17 protein-coding genes and 1 pseudogene are annotated in these 17466 nt (G+C 64.0%); 14 read left to right on the top strand and 4 right to left on the bottom strand.

Features of this window, described 5'->3' with window-relative positions; all coding sequences use genetic code 11:
• Positions 1 to 23 precede the first annotated feature (23 nt).
• From K6I40_RS18050 to K6I40_RS18035, 4 genes are all read right to left on the bottom strand, one after another.
• Entirely contained in the window at positions 24 to 341 is a 318-nt protein-coding gene (locus K6I40_RS18050; protein WP_222915104.1) for a rhodanese-like domain-containing protein, read from the bottom strand.
• Positions 341 to 634, bottom strand: coding sequence for a sulfurtransferase TusA family protein (locus tag K6I40_RS18045; protein WP_222915102.1), 294 nt, complete (start codon positions 632 to 634; stop codon positions 341 to 343). The genes K6I40_RS18050 and K6I40_RS18045 overlap by 1 nt, the downstream gene beginning before the upstream one ends.
• A gap of 52 nt (positions 635 to 686) precedes the next feature.
• The gene (locus tag K6I40_RS18040) at positions 687 to 1859 is read right to left on the bottom strand and encodes a YeeE/YedE family protein (protein WP_222915099.1); all 1173 of its coding nucleotides are present in this window, start codon (positions 1857 to 1859) and stop codon (positions 687 to 689) included.
• 365 nt (positions 1860 to 2224) lie between these two features.
• A complete protein-coding gene (locus K6I40_RS18035; RefSeq protein ID WP_222915097.1) occupies positions 2225 to 2725 on the bottom strand; it encodes a 2'-5' RNA ligase family protein in 501 nt (166 codons plus the stop codon).
• Between K6I40_RS18035 and K6I40_RS18030 the strand changes: the two genes are divergently transcribed.
• The 14 genes and pseudogenes from K6I40_RS18030 to K6I40_RS17965 all read left to right on the top strand — a co-directional run bounded on the left by K6I40_RS18030 (position 2712) and on the right by K6I40_RS17965 (position 17371).
• A complete protein-coding gene (locus tag K6I40_RS18030) occupies positions 2712 to 2924 on the top strand; it encodes a hypothetical protein (protein ID WP_222915095.1) in 213 nt (70 codons plus the stop codon). The genes K6I40_RS18035 and K6I40_RS18030 overlap by 14 nt on opposite strands.
• A gap of 237 nt (positions 2925 to 3161) precedes the next feature.
• Positions 3162 to 4292 (top strand): hypothetical protein, encoded by a 1131-nt coding sequence (locus tag K6I40_RS18025; protein ID WP_222915093.1) that lies wholly within the window; start codon positions 3162 to 3164, stop codon positions 4290 to 4292.
• Between the two features lie 352 nt (positions 4293 to 4644).
• Complete coding sequence (locus K6I40_RS18020) at positions 4645 to 5880, top strand: argininosuccinate synthase (protein ID WP_222915091.1); 1236 nt, start codon at positions 4645 to 4647, stop codon at positions 5878 to 5880.
• 2 nt (positions 5881 to 5882) lie between these two features.
• A pseudogene (argH, locus tag K6I40_RS18015) lies at positions 5883 to 7441 on the top strand (argininosuccinate lyase).
• Between the two features lie 228 nt (positions 7442 to 7669).
• Entirely contained in the window at positions 7670 to 7834 is a 165-nt protein-coding gene (gene lysW, locus K6I40_RS18010) for a lysine biosynthesis protein LysW (RefSeq protein ID WP_005554620.1), read from the top strand.
• Between the two features lie 88 nt (positions 7835 to 7922).
• Positions 7923 to 8801 (top strand): lysine biosynthesis protein LysX, encoded by an 879-nt coding sequence (lysX, locus tag K6I40_RS18005; protein WP_222915089.1) that lies wholly within the window; start codon positions 7923 to 7925, stop codon positions 8799 to 8801.
• Entirely contained in the window at positions 8801 to 9877 is a 1077-nt protein-coding gene (gene argC, locus K6I40_RS18000; protein WP_222915087.1) for an N-acetyl-gamma-glutamyl-phosphate reductase, read from the top strand. The genes lysX and argC overlap by 1 nt, the downstream gene beginning before the upstream one ends.
• Entirely contained in the window at positions 9878 to 10750 is an 873-nt protein-coding gene (locus K6I40_RS17995; protein ID WP_222915084.1) for an acetylglutamate/acetylaminoadipate kinase, read from the top strand.
• Positions 10747 to 11895, top strand: coding sequence for an aspartate aminotransferase family protein (locus tag K6I40_RS17990; protein WP_222915082.1), 1149 nt, complete (start codon positions 10747 to 10749; stop codon positions 11893 to 11895). The genes K6I40_RS17995 and K6I40_RS17990 overlap by 4 nt, the downstream gene beginning before the upstream one ends.
• Positions 11892 to 12962, top strand: coding sequence for a [LysW]-lysine hydrolase (locus K6I40_RS17985; RefSeq protein ID WP_222915080.1), 1071 nt, complete (start codon positions 11892 to 11894; stop codon positions 12960 to 12962). The genes K6I40_RS17990 and K6I40_RS17985 overlap by 4 nt, the downstream gene beginning before the upstream one ends.
• Before the next feature lie 24 nt (positions 12963 to 12986).
• On the top strand, positions 12987 to 13916 hold the full coding sequence (gene argF / locus K6I40_RS17980) for an ornithine carbamoyltransferase (protein WP_222915078.1): 930 nt from the start codon (positions 12987 to 12989) through the stop codon (positions 13914 to 13916).
• A 700-nt stretch (positions 13917 to 14616) separates the two neighbouring features.
• Positions 14617 to 15894, top strand: coding sequence for a threonine synthase (thrC, locus tag K6I40_RS17975; protein WP_222915076.1), 1278 nt, complete (start codon positions 14617 to 14619; stop codon positions 15892 to 15894).
• A 124-nt stretch (positions 15895 to 16018) separates the two neighbouring features.
• The gene (locus K6I40_RS17970; protein ID WP_222915075.1) at positions 16019 to 16372 is read left to right on the top strand and encodes a hypothetical protein; all 354 of its coding nucleotides are present in this window, start codon (positions 16019 to 16021) and stop codon (positions 16370 to 16372) included.
• Between the two features lie 99 nt (positions 16373 to 16471).
• Complete coding sequence (locus tag K6I40_RS17965; RefSeq protein WP_222915073.1) at positions 16472 to 17371, top strand: transcription initiation factor IIB family protein; 900 nt, start codon at positions 16472 to 16474, stop codon at positions 17369 to 17371.
• The last annotated feature ends 95 nt before the right edge of the window (positions 17372 to 17466 follow it).

Raw genomic sequence — 17466 nt, 5'->3', positions numbered from 1 at the left:
AACGTCGGCCCACTAACGCGCGATCAGTCGGCAGTCGACGGCTCGAGGGGTTCCCACGCATCGTAGCCGCCGGCCATGCTCGAGACCCGCTCGGCATCGCCGTACTCCTCGATGAGGCGAGCGGCCTGGACTGACGTCTGTCCGATGTAACAGTAGACGACCACGTCGTCGGCCCAGTCCCGGTCGACGACGGTCTCCTCGAGCTCCTCGATAGTGACGTGTTCGGCGTCAGGGAGGTGTCCCGCAGCGTAGTCGTCGTTGTCGCGGATGTCGAGCAGTTCGAACTCGTCGTCGCGTTCGATGCGTTCTCGGATCGTCTCGGGGGTGAGTTCCTCGACCATTATCGTTTCCGGAGGTAGATTCGGTAGACTGCATCGCCGCTGCGCCACACCTGCGCGTCGGCGTCGTCGCCGACGGCTCGCGGCACGTTCTCGGTACAGGGGACGTGATCGGTCTCCTGAACGAGGAGGTCACCCGACTCGAGCCCTTGAAGCCCCTTCTTGGCCTCGACCTGCGGGTAGGGACAGACCTCGCCCATCATGTCCTGGACGAGATCAGCCTCCTCTAAGAGTTCGTCCGCTTGATCGTCGCTCAATTCGTCTGGCGTGTTCGTCACGTCGTCGATGGATGGCATTGTATCGTGTTTCCGTGTTCGTAGCGGTATGTAATTGGCGAACGATTCGTTCTCAGATCGCACAGCCGACTTCGCGGTAGATCCAGTGAGTCATCACGTAGACGCCGGCGACGATGCCGATGGCCGCAATGAACGAGTGGACCGAGAGTTCCGCGATGCCAGAGTAGATGTTCCCGATGTTGCAGCCGGGAGCGAGCCGCGAGCCAGCCCCCATCATGAGGCCGCCGACGATGGCGTTCGGAAGCCGGCGGCGCTTCGGGACCCGCACCGAAAAGTCCCCGCTCCAGAGGGCTGCGAGGAACGCGCCGACGATGACGAAGCCGATCATCACCATGTCGACGGTCACGCCGACGCCCTGGCCCTGGAAGAGGACCGAGCCCCAGTAGTCGAACGATTCCGCGTCGACGCCGACCTGCGAGAGGAGATACCCCGTCCAGCGGGCTTCCGGGCCGGTGATACCGACGATAGAGACTTGGCTGAACCAGAGCACCGCGGCCGCGGTGATGCCGAGCGCGGCGGTGCGGGGATCCCACGGTTGCTTGCTCGAGACGATGGGATGGCGCCACGTGTGGACGAGACCGCGGAAATACGCCACCGTTCCGCGGACAAACTGGCGGAGTCCCACGACCGGTGCGAGGAGTGCGGTCGGGTTGAGCTGGGCCACGTCTGCGCGTTCGCCGAACGCGGCGGCCGTCGACGAACGCCCGGTCAGCGTGGCGTAGACGAACAACCCGGCGACCGCAACCGCAAGCGCGAGAAGACCAGCCGGGACGGACGTGACAGTGAACAGGCTCACCCCGGTCCCGAACGTGAGCGCATCGAAGTACGTACTCTCGAGGGTCGGGAAGGCAACGGTAAACCCGACGTAGCCGACGCCCATGAACAGCAGGGTGAGCCAGAACTGGAGGTAGCCCTCACCGGCCCGGTAGAGCGTGCCGCTGGCACAGCCGCCGGCGTAGGTCATCCCTACGCCGAAGATGAAGCCGCCGACGAGGCCGGTCAGCCCCCAATCGGGCGTCCAGAACCCCTGATAGTAGCCGAACTGATAAGCGATACCCCAGAAGACCATCGTCAGAAGCGTCGCAGCGAGAACGCCCTTCGTGACCCGGGAGTCCTTGTACGCGAAAAAGTCCCGAAAGGCGTTGACGAAACAGAATCGCCCCTTCTGGAGGAAGGCTCCGATGGCGATTCCGACGACCGCTGCGACAAGTAGCGTTGAAACCACATCAGTGCCACGGGCCGGAGCGACTTAACCTACAGTTCAACGGCCGACGCTACCCTGACTGCTGACACCTTCGTACACCAGATTACGGCTGATTTAGCTTCCAAGCGGATCTCTCTCCGGAACGAATCCTTGTGGCCTCCGGCGTAGGTAGCAGCGGTATTTGCGAATCCTGACTGAGACTACCTCCCACGTTCGAGCCGCCCCTGCAGGCTGACGGTGGACGCACGCGGCCGCCGATGAATAATGGATGCACACGCACGCGGCCGCCGAAACCGATTCGAGTCCCGCTACGACGGCAGCGAGTGCGAGACGCGACTCACCGCCCGCTACGACGGCAGCGAGTGCGAGACGCGACTCACCGCCCGCTACGACGGCAGCGAGACGCGACTCACCGGCAGCTTGTCCGTCCCGTCCCAGAACTCGAGTTCGCTGACCGTCCACCGAATCGGATCGATATCGCGGTCGGCCAGCCGTTTCGCGGTTGCGAGGTCGCCGCCGCGGGCCAGCGTCACGTGCGGGACGTAGTCGCTGCCCTCGAGTCCGTCGACAGTCTCGAAGGCGTCGGTGAGGTCGGCGTGGATCCCCTCGAGCCCGGGACTCTCGACGGCCAAATAGACGACCGGAGCCGAGCCCAGCGGCGGGTCGTCGAAGTAGTCGATATCGGTGATCTCGGCTTCGACGGCGGGAGCACCCTCGAGCGCACGGTGGGCGCGATGCTGAAGCTGTGCGACGTGGTCGGCCTCGCCGAGTCGCTTGAGCAGACACGAGTGGTCCTCGCGGACAGTCTCGAACCCGATCAGGTCAGGGTGAAGTCGGTTCGCGAGCTGCCGGACACGACCGGGAACTGGAACGTTGACGCTGTACACTTCGGTCGATATTGGATCGAGGCGGCTATCAGTCTGCTGGTCGCTCGCGGTCGACGGCGGTTCGATGGCCGGGTTAGAGCTGATCGAGCAACCAGAGGATGATCAGTACGGCAATCGCGAACTGGATGAGGAGGGTGAACGGACCGAGCAGACTCGTGATACTGCTGATCACCGCTCCGATGACCTCGAGCACGAGTAATACGGTCTACTGTAAGTCATTGCCAGCGCAACCCCGTCCGCTCTGGGGTTGCGCCGGTAAATCGTTACAGTAATCCGTATAAGACGGCGACCAGCCCGAGGACGATCTTCAGCAGGCTTTCGACCCCAAGTTCGCCGCGCGTATCGAACATATGTTCAGATTGTGCTGACTGTTTGAAAAACACATCGTTACCGCGGTCGGAAAGACCTATTTAGACGGATCCGTCATATCATAGCAATGGAGGCGAGGGGGCTGTGGGCCCTGCTGTGTGTGCTCGTGGTAGTTGCGTGCTCGATCGGGTTCGTCTCGGCCTCGGCTGGTGTCGCGGCAGACGTCGGGACGCAGCGAGCGGCGCTACAGGAAGCACCCGACGGCCAGGGAGAGGCGAACGAAACGCCGCAACTTGGGGAGGCGAATCAGACCTATATCGACGTGTTGATCACCGAGAACGGCTCGGCACGGGTGACTGTCGACTATCAGTTCTATCTCTCCGACGAAAACCGATCCACAGAGTGGGAGTCGTTACGGGCGAATATCTCGGACAATACGGCTTGGTACGTCGCCGAGGAACGCCGGAGTTGGAACGAGACGCTCTCCAAGGGAGAAAACGCGACTGACCGTGAGATGTCGATCTCAAACGTCTCCATTACCACGGAGACGACGTCCAGACCGGAGGAGATCGGTCACGTAAGAGTCACCTTCGAGTGGTCTCACTTCGCGCGCGTTCAGGTCAATCGGATCGAAGCGGGCACTGCCCTCTCCGGGTTTACGCTCACCGACGGCACGACGCTGCAGTTCCGCTGGCCGGACGAGTACGCCGTCTATGAGAACGAGGGCGAACTGGCGGTAGAACCGTCGCCGTCCGGTCCCCCGGATGGATCGGTCAGTTGGGAGGGCGACCAGAGCTTCGCCGACGACGAGCCCAGAATCGAGCTGATACGGAACAGTGATGCGGGCACGGAAGAGCCCCAGTCCGGCGAGGAGCCGTCGATGCCGTGGGCGATCGTCACGCTCGCACTCGCGCTGCTCGCGACCGTCGGCGTCGCCGGCTGGTTAGTCGGCCGCAAACGTTCAGACCACGAGGCAACCGCCGACGGAGACGAGACCGTCCAACGGGCTGATAGCGCGGCTGTCTCTGAGCAGACCGTCCCCGACGGGCCCCCGCCGGAACTGCTGAGCAACGAGGAACGGGTCCTCCGCCTGCTCCAGGAACGCGGCGGCCGGGTCAAACAACAGGAGGTCGTCTCGGAACTAGACTGGACCGAGGCCAAGACGAGTCAGGTCGTCGGCGACCTGCGCGAGAGCGACGAGATCGAGGTGTTCCGAATTGGTCGGGAGAACGTGCTATCGCTGCCCGACGACGACTAGCGTCGACCCCTAACGTACCGGTTAGCTCTCTCGAGATCGACGAACCCGCACTGAGAACCGCTGGGGCGTGATGTAGCAGGATTTAATACTATGGATCCGCACTGTTCCGACAATGAGCCGCCTCGTCGGTACCACACTCGCCGTTCCCGGTACCGACGGGACCGTCGCTCGGCGGCGGCCGCGGCGATTCCGACCGGGCCTTTGAGCCCGTACTATACTACTTCCCTTGTTCCGGTTCGTTTCAACATTCCCCGAAACTGCAGTATTTTCGGTTAGCGGCTTCTCTATCTCTATTTTTCGAAATTGAAACCAATGAGTTTAAGTCCGTCCTGTGGGTTTACTCGAGTACGATATGACCCGCGTGGCACTTGCGTTTTCGGGTGGTCTGGACACGACTGTCTGTGTCCCGCTGCTCGAGGAAGAATACGGATACGACGACGTGATCGGCGTCACCGTCGACGTCGGCCAGCCGGCCGAAGAGTTCGACGAAGCCGAGGAAACCGCTGAGGCGCTCGGCCTCGAACACTACGTCGTCGACGCGCGAGAGGAATTCGCTCAACTTTGTCTCGAGAGCGTTCGCGCGAACGCGACCTATCAGGGCTACCCGCTGGGAACGGCGCTCGCCCGTCCAGTAATCGCGGAAGCGATCCTGGAGGTCGCAGAGGAACAGGACTGTACCGGTATCGCCCACGGCTGTACGGGCAAGGGCAACGACCAGCTCCGATTCGAGGCCGTCTGGCGGACCTCGGACCTCGAGGTCATCGCCCCCGTGCGCGAACTCGGGCTCACCCGCGAGTGGGAAAAAGAGTACGCCGCCGAGAAGGACCTCCCCGTCGAGGGCGGCAGTGGCGGCGACTGGTCGATCGACACCAACATCTGGAGCCGCTCGGTCGAGGGCGACGACCTTGAGGATCCGAACTACGTCCCGCCGACGGACATCTACGCGTGGACTGACAACCCCTCCGACGAAACCGAAGAGATCGAGATCACCTTCGAGAACGGCTATCCCGTCGCCGTCGACGGCCAGGAGTACGAGCCGGTCGAACTCATCGAACATCTCAACGAACTTGCCGGCAGTTACGGTGTCGGTCGTACTGACATGATGGAAGACCGCATGCTCGGGCTGAAGGTGCGCGAGAACTACGAGCACCCCGGCGCAACGACGCTGCTGAACGCTCACGAGGCCCTCGAGGGCCTCGTTCTCACCCAGGAGGAGCGTCAGTTCAAACAACAGATCGACCACCAGTGGTCCCAGAAGGGCTACGAGGGCCTGATTGACGCACCGCTCATGAGCGCGCTCGAGGGCTTCATCGACGAGACCCAAAAGCGCGTGACCGGCACCGTCACGATCCGCTTCGAGGGCGGCCAGGCGCGTCCGGTCGCACGTGACAGCACGTTCGCGGCCTACTCCGCAGAACACGCCTCCTTCGACACCGAGACGGTTGGCAAGATCAAGCAGGAAGATGCCACCGGCGTCGCGAAGTACCACGGCTTCCAGCGCCGCCTCGCGAACGAGGCGATCGCCGCGAACGCGGACGACGAGGAAGTCGAGCTCGCAACTGACGGAAGCGGCGGAGACGACGACTAATCATGACCGAGGAGAGTGCTCACGACGATTCGTCCCAGCTCGAATCCCACCTTACTGACGGGGAACTGACGACGAGGGTGTCGTCCGCCGGGACCGCTTCAGCGGCGGCCCCGCCCGGAGCTTCCTCTCCTCGCTCGCAGCGGACGAACGCATTTTCGAGGCAGACCTCGAAGTCGACCGCGCACACACGGTCATGCTCGCCGAGCAGGGAATCATCGCGGACGACGTGGCTGGGCAGATTCTGACCGCTATCGACGCGATCAAGGTCGACGGCCACGGTTCCTTACCCGACGGTGAGGACGTCCACGAGGCCATCGAAACGGCGGTCATCGAGCGCATCGGCGCGGACGGCGGCAAGATGCACACCGCACGGTCGCGCAACGACGAAGTCGCGGCCTGCATCCGATATCGCCTGCGCGAGGACGTTCTCGGGGCGATCGAGACGACGCTCGCACTGCGCGAGTCGCTGGTCGACGTCGCCGAGGCCCACATCGAGACGATCATGCCCGGCTACACACACCTCCAGCCCGCCCAGCCCACCACCGTGGCCCACTGGGCGCTGGCCTACGAGGGTGCTGTCCGCCGCGACACCGAACGGTTGCTCGAGGCCTACGACCGGATCAACGAGTCACCGCTTGGCGGGGCCGCCTTTGCGGGCACGACGTTCGATATCGACCGCGAGCGGACGGCCGACTTACTCGGCTTCGGGGGAGTCGTCGAAAATTCGATGGACGCCGCCTCGAGCCGGGACTTCCTGCTCGAGACGACACAGGCGCTGTCGACGCACGCGACGACGCTGTCGGGGCTCGCGGAGGACGTAATCATCTTCGCGAACCGCGGCTTCGTCGATCTGGCGGACGACTACTCCTCGACGTCGTCGATCATGCCCCAGAAGAAGAACCCGGATACGCTGGAACTCGTCCGTGCGGTCGCGGGCGACGCGGCCGGCAACGTTCAGGGATTGACGACGACGCTGAAGGGGCTGCCACGCGCGTACAACCGTGATCTCCAGCGGGCGACGACTCATGCCTGGGAGACCGCCGACGCGGTCACCGAAGCTAGCGAGGTCGCGGCGGGCGCGGTCGCCACTGCTGACTGGAACGAAGAGACGCTGGCCGCGGAGGCCGGCGAAGGCTTCTCGACAGCGACCGGCGTCGCGGATCTGCTCGCGGCGAACGGGTTGCCGTTCCGGACGGCACACGAACTTGTGGCCATCGCGGCCGACAATAGCGCGGAACGAAGTTCCGCGGAGAACGCGAGCGGTGACGAACCGAGAGCGAACGGCGCGGACTACGACGCTCTCGAGTCCGCCGCGCAGGAAGTGCTCGGCGAGTCGCTCGAGGCCTACGTCGATCCCGCGGCCGTCCGAGACGCGCTCGATCCCGTCGAGAGCGTCGCGAGTCGCGACTCGCAGGGCGGCCCCGCGCCCGATGCGGTTACCCCCCAGATCGAGTCGGCCCGCACGGCCGTCATGACCGACGAGAATGCACTCGCGGACGCGTCCGACGCGCTCGAGACGGCACACGATGTGCTCCGTTCGGAGGTGAACGGCTATGTTTGAAATCATCGCTCGCTCGATGTGGGCCGGTCAACTGCCGAAACCGCACCCCGCCGACCGACTGGACCGACGACGATCCCCCTAGGGGATCAAATCACCTACTTCATGATATGTCAAAGTGAATCTGCGGTGAAGTAGCCCCCACGGACCGTTAGAGTGGCGTGCAGTTAGTATAATTTTGCTGTTAAGTTCGAAGGCTTTAAGTGATCCCGGCTCCCACATGCGAGTACAATGACCGAATGCGTCGAGTGTGGGGCTGAGGTGTCCCTGCACGACGATCTGGAAGTGGGAGAGATCGTTGACTGTACGACCTGTGGAGCCGAGCTGGAAGTCGTCGATACGGAGCCGCCAGTCCTCGAGCGGGCACCCGAGCTCGAAGAGGACTGGGGTGAGTGACCTTGCAGACGGCCGCGACATCGCCGCACCCGACAACGTACGTTCGCGGGGCGCGTAGCTCCGCGACATCCACTCAGAGGTGGCTCGCGTGAACGTTGGCATACTCTATTCACGGATTCGCAAGGACGAGAAGCTCCTCCTCAACGAGCTTCGCGAACGCGATCACGAGATCACGAAGATCGACGTTCGCAAGCAGACCTTCGACATCTCGGAAGCGCCCGAAGCGTTCGATGGCCTCGACATCGTCGTCGACCGCTGTCTCGCCACAAGCCGGAGCCTGTACGCCACGCAGTTCTTCGAGGCCTACGGTATCCCGGTGGTCAACAGCCACGAGACCGCGGACATCTGTGCTGACAAAGTGAAGAACAGCCTCGCGCTCGAGAAGGCGGGCGTTCCCACGCCCGCGACGAAGGTCGCCTTCACGAAGGAGACGGCCATGGAGGCCATCGAGGACTTCGGCTATCCGTGCGTCCTCAAACCTGTCGTGGGCTCGTGGGGCCGCTTGATGGCCAAGATCGACTCCGAGTCGGCCGCAGAGGCCATTCTGGAGCATAAGGCGACGCTCGGCCACTACGAACACAAGGTGTTCTACGTCCAGGAGTTCGTCGAGAAGCCCGGACGGGACATCCGCGTGCTCGCGGTCGACGGCGAGCCCATCGCCGGGATGGTCCGCTCGTCGGACCACTGGATCACCAACGCCGCTAAAGGTGCGGAGACGGACGTCTTCGAACCGGACGAAGAAGCGAAAGCCCTCGTCCAGAAGGCGAGCGACGCCGTCGGCGGCGGCCTACTTGGTATCGACCTGATGGAAACTGAAGACGGGTATACTGTCCATGAGGTCAACCACACGGTTGAGTTCAAAGCGCTCGACGGAGCCGTCGAGACCGACGTCGCCGGCACCGTCGTCGACTGGCTCGAAGAGACGGCCGCTGCCGCGGCCGACGAGGAACTCGAGGTGACCGCCTGATGGCGGTCGGCACCGAGACCGGTGCGGACGAAAACGCCGAGACGATCACCGCGAGCGTCATCGGCGGGAGCGGGTTTACCGGCGGCGAGCTCTTGCGACTGCTCGCCGGCCATCCGAACGTCGATATTACGGAGGTTACGAGCCGTTCGAAGGCCGGCAAGAGCGTTGGCTCCGTCCACCCACCGCTGCGAGGGTCGGACCTGCGCTTTACCGAACCCGAGGACCTGGAGAGCGTCGACGTCCTGTTTGTGGCGACGCCCCACGGCGTCTCTATGGGTCGGATCGACGACTTCTTCGACATTGCCGATACCGTGGTCGATCTCTCGGCGGATTTCCGCCTCGAGAGCGAGGCCCAGTACGAAGAGTGGTACGACGGCCACGAGGCTCCCGAGTACCTCGAGAAGGCGGAATATGCCCTTCCCGAGATCAACCGCGAAAACCTCGAGGGGGCAGACCTGATCGCCGGCGGCGGCTGTAACGCCACCGCGACGATTCTCGGGCTCTACCCGCTGTTCGAACACGATATTTTGGAGGGCGGCGAGCAGATCGTCGTCGACGTGAAGGTCGGCTCCTCCGAAGGGGGCGCAGGCGGCGGCGAGGCCTCGAGCCATCCGGAGCGCTCGGGCGTCGTGCGTCCGTACGCGCCGACCGGCCACCGCCACGAGGCCGAGATCGAGCAGTTCCTCGATACCTCGGTCGCCTTCACCTGCCACGCCGTGGATATGATCCGCGGCGCGAGCGCGACGAACCACGTCTTCCCGTCGGGACCCGTCTCGAAGGGTGACCTCTGGCAGGCCTATCGAAGCTGCTACGAGGACGAGCCGTTCGTCCGCATGGCCGCCGGCGGCTCCGGCGTCTACCGTTACCCCGAACCAAAAGCGGTCGCCGGCACCAACCTCGCCGAGGTCGGCTTCGAACTCGACCCCTCGAACAAGCGCGTCGTCGTCTTCTCGGCGATCGACAACATGATGAAAGGCTCCGCGGGACAGGCGGTCCACGCCGCCAACGTCGCGCTGGGGCTCGAGGAGACGGCTGGACTCGAGTTTACGGGGCTCCACCCCGTGGGGGCACCGTAAATGACAGTAGTGGTCAAGATCGGCGGCGCACGCGCCGTCGAGCCCGAAGGTGCGCTCGCTGACGTCGCGAGCCTCGTCGACGACGGCGAGGACGTGGTGGTCGTCCACGGCGGTTCGACCGCCGTCGACGAGACCTTGGAGGAACTCGGCGAAGAACCCACCTACGTCGAGACGCCCGGCGGCGTCGTCGGTCGCTTTACCGACGAGCGCACCATGGACGTCTTCAAGATGGTCATGCCGGGCAAGCTCAACACCGATCTGGTTGAGAGCCTGCACAACGAGGGCGTGAACGCAGTCGGCCTCTCCGGGACGGACGGCAAACTACTCGAGGGCAAGCGCAAGTCCGCCGTCCGCGTGAAAGAGGACGGCAAGAAGAAGATCAAGCGCGGCGACCACTCGGGCACGATTGAGTCAGTCAACGCTGACCTGCTCGAGATGACCCTCGACGGTGGCTACACACCTGTCGTCTCCGTCCCGGTCCTCGGGAGGGAGAAGGAGGGCGGCTACACGGCGGTCAACGCCGACGCCGACCGCGCCGCCGCCGCAGTCGCGGGCGCTCTCGAGGCCGATCTGGTCGTCCTCACGGACGTTTCGGGGATCTACGAGGATCCCGATGACGAGTCGACCAAAATCGACTCGGCGTCGACGCCCGACGAGTTCTCGGCCGTCAAGGACGCCGCGGAAGGCTTCATGACGAAGAAGGTCATGGCCGCCGAGGAAGCGCTCGAGGGCGGTGCGACGTCGGTGATCGTCGCGACAGCGAACGCTGACGAGCCGATTACGAGTGCGCTCGAAGGTGAGGGCACGACGCTCGAGCCCGGCGCGCTCAAGGACGAGGACGAAAACGAAGCGGAAACGGAGGCCGCAGAATGAGCGACCTCGACTTCGTCTCCGGCGGCAAGCCAATCGGCATCGAACGCGGCGAGGGTCCGTACCTCTACAGCACCGACGGCACGGAGTACGTCGATGCCGGTGCGAGTTTCGCATGCACGCCGCTGGGCCACAGCCATCCCGTAGTCGTCGAGGCCGTTCAAGAACAGGTTGGAAAGTTGACTTTTATCGACTCCTCGTACCCCGTTCAGGCGCGCGAGGACGCCTACGCCGCGCTCGTCGCGGCGACGCCTGACGGACTCGAGCAGGCCTGGTTCTGCAACTCCGGGACTGAGGCCAACGAGGCCGCGCTGAAGTTCGCCCGGTCGGCGACCGGTGAGTCGAAGATCGTCGCTGCGACCCGCTCGTTCCACGGCCGGACGATGGGGTCGCTCGCGGCGACCTGGAAGGACAAGTACAAGGAGCCCTACGAACCTCTCGCCGGCGATATGGAGTTCGTCCCCTACGGTGACAGCGAAGAACTCGCGGCTGCCGTGGACGACGAGACGGCTGCAGTCATCCTCGAGCCGATCCAGGGCGAAGGCGGGATCAATGTCCCGCCTGCGGGCTACCTCGAGACCGCCCGCGAGGTTACCGACGAGGCCGGCGCAGCGTTCGTCTTGGACGAGGTCCAGACCGGCATGGGACGCACCGGCGAGATGTGGGCCTGCCAGAACGCGGGCGTCACGCCCGACGTACTCACGACGGCGAAGGGCCTGGGCAACGGCCTGCCCGTCGGCGCGGTCGCAGTTCGGGACTGGATCGCCGACGGCGCGGCCTCGCACAACGCCACGTTCAGCGGCGGCCCTGTCGTCGCCGCTGCAGTCCACGCGACCGTCTCGACGCTGGTCGAGGAGGAGTGGCCCGCCCACGCCGCCGACGTCGGCGGCTATCTCGTCGACGAACTCGAGGCGGCGCTGGGCGACGAGGTGCGTGAGGTCCGCGGCGACGGCCTGCTCATCGGTCTCGAGTTGAAACGCGGCGCGAACCGCGTTGCCCGTGATCTGGCGATGAACCATCAAGTGTTGGCGCTGCCCGCGGGTCGAACCGTCCTGCGCCTGCTGCCACCGCTCGTGATCGGCGAGGCGGAGGCGGACCAACTCGTAGATGCGCTGACTGCGGTCGTCGCATCCGACACCGAATCATGAACGCGAGCTCGAGCGAACCGATGGACGTAACGGCCGCGGACGCCCGAGAGCTGGTGATCGATCTCGTTTCGATCCCCTCACCCACCCGCGAGGAACGCGAGGCGGCCAAACGCCTCGTGGACTTCTTCGAAGCCCACGACCGAGAGGTCTGGATCGACGCGGTCGGGAACGTCCGCGCGCCGGCGGACAACGCCGTGTTGTTGACCTCACACATCGACACCGTGCCAGGGGACATCCCCGTCGAGGTCGAAGAGACTGGCGATGACGAGGTCCTCTGGGGCCGCGGCAGCGTCGACGCGACGGGACCGCTCGCCGCGATGGCGGTCGCCGCCGTCCGCACCGGCGTCTCCTTCGTCGGCGTCGTCGGCGAGGAAATCGACTCGAAAGGGTCGCGCTACCTCGCCGACGACCGCGACGAGCCGCCGGAGGCCGTCGTCAACGGCGAGCCCTCCGGCGCCGACGGGATCACGCTCGGTTACCGCGGCCTGATCGCCGGAACCTACGTCGCAACCAGCGAGTCCGGCCACACCTCCCGGCCAGACCCGAACGCGATCCAACACGCCGTCCGCTGGTGGTCGGCCGTCGAGGAGTACTTCGAGGGCGACGAGTACGAACCGGTCTTCGAACAGGTGACGACCAAGCCGGTCGACATCGAAGGCGGCGTCAGCGACGACGGTCTCTCCGTCGAGGCGACGATGGACGTCCAGTTGCGCGTCCCGCCGGCACTCGACGTCGGAACCGTCCGCGAAGCCGCAGAGGCCAAACTCGAGGTCGGGACCGTGACCTGGAAGGACAAGGTCCCGCCGGTGATGATGAGCCCGCGAACCGAGGTCGCACGGGCGTTTCGCGTTGCCATCCGGAAAGAGGGCAGCGATCCCCGCCTCGTGCGAAAGACCGGGACGAGCGACATGAACATCTACGCCGGGGCCTGGGACTGTCCGATGGTCACCTACGGCCCGGGCAACTCGGACCTCGATCATGCGCCCGATGAACGACTGCCGCTGTCGGAGTTCGACCAGTCGGTATCGGTCCTCGAGCGCGTCGCGCGGACGCTCAGTGAGCAATAGGATTTTCAGACGAGCTATCAGACCATGACAACAGCAACGAACGATACGCAGCCGAGACATTTCCTCGACGTCGATGACCTCTCCGAGGCGGAACTGCTCACAGTTCTGGACAGAGCCGACGAGTACAAACGCGCCGTCGAAGCCGGCGATGACCACGCCGACTTATCCGGGCAGACCCTCGGGATGCTCTTCCAGAAGGCGAGTACCCGTACCCGGGTCTCTTTCGAGACGGGCATGACCCAACTCGGCGGACACGCGATCTTCCTCGGGGAAGACGACATCCAGCTCGGCCGGGGCGAACCGCTGAAAGACACCTCGCGTGCACTCTCGCGGTACGTCGACGCCGTGATGGCCCGCGTCTTCAAACACGAGAACATCGAGGTGCTCGCGGAGTACTCCTCGGTGCCGATCGTCAACGGTCTCACCGATGACGCCCATCCCTGCCAGACGCTCGCGGACCTGCTGACGATCCGCGAACACGAGGGTGGATTCGACGATGTTTCAGCGGTTTGGATCGGCGACGGCAACAACGTCGCCCAATCGTTCGCGCTCGGCGCTGCGCTGACGGACATCGACCTGACGGTCGCGACGCCCGAGGGCTACGAGGTCGACGACGATGTGCTCGAACGCGCCCGCGAACTCGGCGGCGATCCGACGGTCACGACTGATCCCGTCGAGGCGGTCACTGACGCGGATGTCATCTACACCGACGTCTGGATCAGTATGGGTCAGGAGGACGAACGCGACGTCCGCATGAACGACTTCGAGGGGTTCCAGGTCTGTTCGGACCTGCTCGAGCACGCCCCCGAAGCGTCAGTTATGCACTGCCTTCCGGCCCACCGTGGTGAGGAGATTACCGACGAGGTCATCGAAGGCGACCAGTCGATTGTCTTCGATCAGGCCGAAAACCGCCTTCACGCCCAGAAGGCGCTGTTGAGCTGGTTGCTCGAGTAGCACCGACCGCGAGTGAAACGAGCGGGCGGCTTTTTCGTCTCTCGCTGAACGAAGTGAAGCGACGGTCAGCGAGGGCTTCGCTCTCGCCGGACAGATTTTTTCGTGAGTGGTGAGTGGAACGAACCCGAACGAAAAAAGGTGGGTTGTAGAACTGCCTTCACGCCCAGAAGGCGCTGTTGAGCTGGTTGCTCGAGTAGAGCGTCGGGAGTGACCGCCGACTTCGCAGTTGTCGATCCCTACTCGACCGGTGCTCACCGGACTCGCAAAGAAACTACCTGTTTCTCCAGTCAATCCGCTATTTATATAATCAGATGTATATTCGGATGATTGAACCATCTATCGCCGTTATACAGGGGCTGATCGATGGCTCGATTGAACCATGTTGTTCAGACTGGTACTTGCGACGGTTCTCATGTTGTTGGTCCCAGCGGCCCTGATCGCGATGATCTTGCTGTAACGGCGATGAGAGGGTGGGGTATCGACTATCGACCACGGGATCCGGGTTCCCGTTTGCGGATCCGACCGTTCCTCGGCGAAGACAATTCCCGTTAGCGCTGTCCGTCTACTGGGCAGTGATGCCCGACTCGCCCCGGATCGACACCGGCGAACGCATGACTAACGGATTCGACGACGGCGTCCAGTGACCCGTCCCACTGCCGAATCCACTTGCTTTTTGCACGTCGCCTTCATCTGACCGACAATGAGTCTCAGTCTCTCGGCCGACCAGCCGGAACGACCTGCCGACGCCGCGGACGGCGTCTGGCTCGAGTGCATCGAGTGCGGCGAGACGTTCGCTCCCTTCAACGATGTCCGATACACTTGTGACGACTGTGACGGACTGCTCGAGGTCCGCTACGCCGATCTGCCCACCTTCGACGACTTCGAAGGCCAGGGTGTCTGGCGCTACGCCGACGCGCTCCCATTCGATTCTGGCGTTTCGATTCAAGAGGGTGCGACGCCGCTGTACGAGGTCCCCCGACTTGAGGACGAGATCGGCATCGAGGCCCTGCGAATCAAACACGAGGGGATGAACCCGACGGGGTCGTTCAAGGACCGCGGGATGACCGTCGGCGTACGGGTCGCGGCGGAACTCGACGTGGGTCGGTTGGCCTGTGCCTCGACGGGCAACACCAGCGCCGCGCTGGCCGCCTACGGCTCCCGCGGTGGGATGCAGACGCTCGTGCTCCTCCCCGCTGGCAAGGTCGCCGCCGGCAAGATTGCCCAAGCGAGTCTCCACGGCGCGCGCATCCTTGAGGTCGACGGCAACTTCGACGCCTGCCTCGACATCGTCCAGGAACTCGCGGGGCAGGGCGAGGCGTACCTGCTGAACTCGCTAAACCCGTTCCGACTCGAGGGCCAGAAGACGATCGGCCTCGAGATCCTCGAGGGCTTCCTCGCGGATTACGATACCGTCCCGGACCGGATCGTGCTCCCGGTGGGCAACGCCGGCAACACCGCTGCGCTGTACAAGGCGTTCCGCGAGCTCGTCCAGGCAGGCGAACTCGCGGAGAGCGACGTACCGAAACTGACCGGCGTTCAGGCCGAAGGTGCCGCACCGATGGTCGAGGCCATCGAGAACGGGGCCGATGAGGTCCGCCGCTGGGAGGAGGTCGAAACCCGCGCAACGGCAATCCGAATCGGGAACCCGGTCAATGCGCCGAAGGCCCTGCCCGGCATCCGCGAGACCGGCGGCACCGCCGTCGCGGTCTCTGACGAGGAAATCACTGAGGCCCAACGCGACATCGCCGGCGAGGGAATCGGCGTTGAACCTGCCTCCGCCGCCTCCGTCGCTGGCCTGCGAAAGCTCCGCGCCGAGGGGATCGTCGAGGATGACGAACGTGTCGCCTGTCTCACTACCGGCCACCTGCTCAAGGATCCCGACGCCGCGGCCGCTGCCGGCAGCGAACCCGAATCCGTGCCGGCCGACACGCAGGGCGTTCTCGCCAGCCTCGCGAGTGAGAGTTCGTCGGATCAATAGATCCGACGGCGTTCTCGACCATCTCACAGAGTAGCGTCGTTCGGACGCACGACCCGCGTCAGACGTGTCTGACACCCGACTGACTGAGCTTTTTCCGGATCGGTACCGAACCCGAAAGCGTCCCATGTCCGCCGAACAACGAGGCCCCGATTTCACTCTCCCCGCTGACCAACGGGCTCGAATCGATCGCTCGAATTCGACCATCGGGTCGGATCGAGGCAGCGACAGCCCGTCGCGACGGCCCTCCCTCGACTCGGACCGTCAGGAACCGCCGCTTTCCTACAAGATCGAACGAACGCGGCTCCACACCCGGATCGCCGCCCTCGAGAACGCGTTAGAAACGAGCGAAAACCGTCGACAGGCTGTTATCGATCAGTACGAACGCCTACTGGAGTCTCGAGACGAGCCATCGGGATCGTCGCTTTCTCCGCCGGACTCGCAGTCTCGAACCCTGTTGGCGCGGCTCGTCGGTCGATAGCCATCCTCGTTCGGTCTGCACTGCCCCCTCTGATTCTTCACTGCTTCCAACAATTTAAATACGAAAGGGAAAGAAACTGAATATAGGGGCCAATAACTAATGGCGGATGCCGATTCGGCTGCAATCTGCCCTGAGTGCGATGGCAGATTACGGAAGAGGGGTACTGAAATCGTCTGTGAGGAATGCGGGTTGATCTCTGCGAAAGATGTGATCGACCGCGGACCTGAATGGCGATCGTTCGAGGACGGTGACACCGACCGGCGACGAACCGGCGCACCGCTTACTCGCTCGAGACACAATCGGGGGCTTTCGACAGAGATTGGATATGGGTCCGGCTCGGACTCGAGCTACAGCTCTCGGCTCACCGGTCGCAAACGCCGACAGATTGCGCGGTTACGACGGGAGCACAATCGCGCACGGATCTCATCGAAAGCTGAACGAAACCAAGTGTACGGGTTCGCCGAAATCAGGCGGATTACTGCCTTGCTCTCGTTGCCCGATTCCACAAGGGAGCAGGCCTGTGCCCTTTTCGAGTCCGCCCAGTCCGAGGGACTCTTTCAGGGCCGCTCGCTCGAGGGGTTCGCCGCTGCCGCTATTTACGCGATCTGCCGGACACGCTCGGTCCCTCGGACGACCGATGAGATTGCCGACATCGCACGCGCTGACAGCGACGAACTCGAGGTCGCATACGACGCTCTGAACCGCGAACTCGGGCTGCCGACGGGCCCGATCGATCCCACGCAGTACCTGCCGCGGTATGCCTCGAAACTCGACCTCGGGTCGGCTGTCGAGCGCCGCGCCCGCGAGCACGTCGACGCCCTGCTTGAGGCGGGATTGATCGGCGGGCGCAATCCCAGCGGAGTCGCTGCGGGCTGTCTCTACAGGGCCGCCGGCGAACGCGAGGAGTGGCCGTCACTGACTCAGGCCGCGGCAGCGGCGGTCGCCGACGTTGCGGCGGTGACGATTCGATCAACCGTCACGAACATCGACGAACTCTGAACACGCGGTTTCAGCGACGGTCCGTCCGTTACGGACGGTTTCGGTCTCGATCAGTGGACCCAGAGATATCTTTAGTCGGCTCCCTCTTACTGAGG

Origin of the sequence: Natrinema sp. SYSU A 869 (assembly GCF_019879105.1) — an archaeon.
In the GTDB taxonomy this organism is placed as follows: domain Archaea; phylum Halobacteriota; class Halobacteria; order Halobacteriales; family Natrialbaceae; genus Natrinema.
The sequence above is the reverse complement of the archived record's forward strand: the minus strand, read 5'-3'. Positions and strand labels throughout refer to the sequence as shown.

Coding starts and splice junctions, on each gene's coding strand:
- K6I40_RS18050 (WP_222915104.1), bottom strand. CDS start 341: ATGGTCGAGGAACTCACCCCCGAGACGATCCGAGAACGCATCGAACGC.
- K6I40_RS18045 (WP_222915102.1), bottom strand. CDS start 634: ATGCCATCCATCGACGACGTGACGAACACGCCAGACGAATTGAGCGAC.
- K6I40_RS18025 (WP_222915093.1), top strand. CDS start 3,162: ATGGAGGCGAGGGGGCTGTGGGCCCTGCTGTGTGTGCTCGTGGTAGTT.
- K6I40_RS18020 (WP_222915091.1), top strand. CDS start 4,645: ATGACCCGCGTGGCACTTGCGTTTTCGGGTGGTCTGGACACGACTGTC.
- lysW (WP_005554620.1), top strand. CDS start 7,670: ATGACCGAATGCGTCGAGTGTGGGGCTGAGGTGTCCCTGCACGACGAT.
- argC (WP_222915087.1), top strand. CDS start 8,801: ATGGCGGTCGGCACCGAGACCGGTGCGGACGAAAACGCCGAGACGATC.
- K6I40_RS17995 (WP_222915084.1), top strand. CDS start 9,878: ATGACAGTAGTGGTCAAGATCGGCGGCGCACGCGCCGTCGAGCCCGAA.
- K6I40_RS17990 (WP_222915082.1), top strand. CDS start 10,747: ATGAGCGACCTCGACTTCGTCTCCGGCGGCAAGCCAATCGGCATCGAA.
- K6I40_RS17985 (WP_222915080.1), top strand. CDS start 11,892: ATGAACGCGAGCTCGAGCGAACCGATGGACGTAACGGCCGCGGACGCC.
- argF (WP_222915078.1), top strand. CDS start 12,987: ATGACAACAGCAACGAACGATACGCAGCCGAGACATTTCCTCGACGTC.
- thrC (WP_222915076.1), top strand. CDS start 14,617: ATGAGTCTCAGTCTCTCGGCCGACCAGCCGGAACGACCTGCCGACGCC.
- K6I40_RS17970 (WP_222915075.1), top strand. CDS start 16,019: ATGTCCGCCGAACAACGAGGCCCCGATTTCACTCTCCCCGCTGACCAA.
- K6I40_RS17965 (WP_222915073.1), top strand. CDS start 16,472: ATGGCGGATGCCGATTCGGCTGCAATCTGCCCTGAGTGCGATGGCAGA.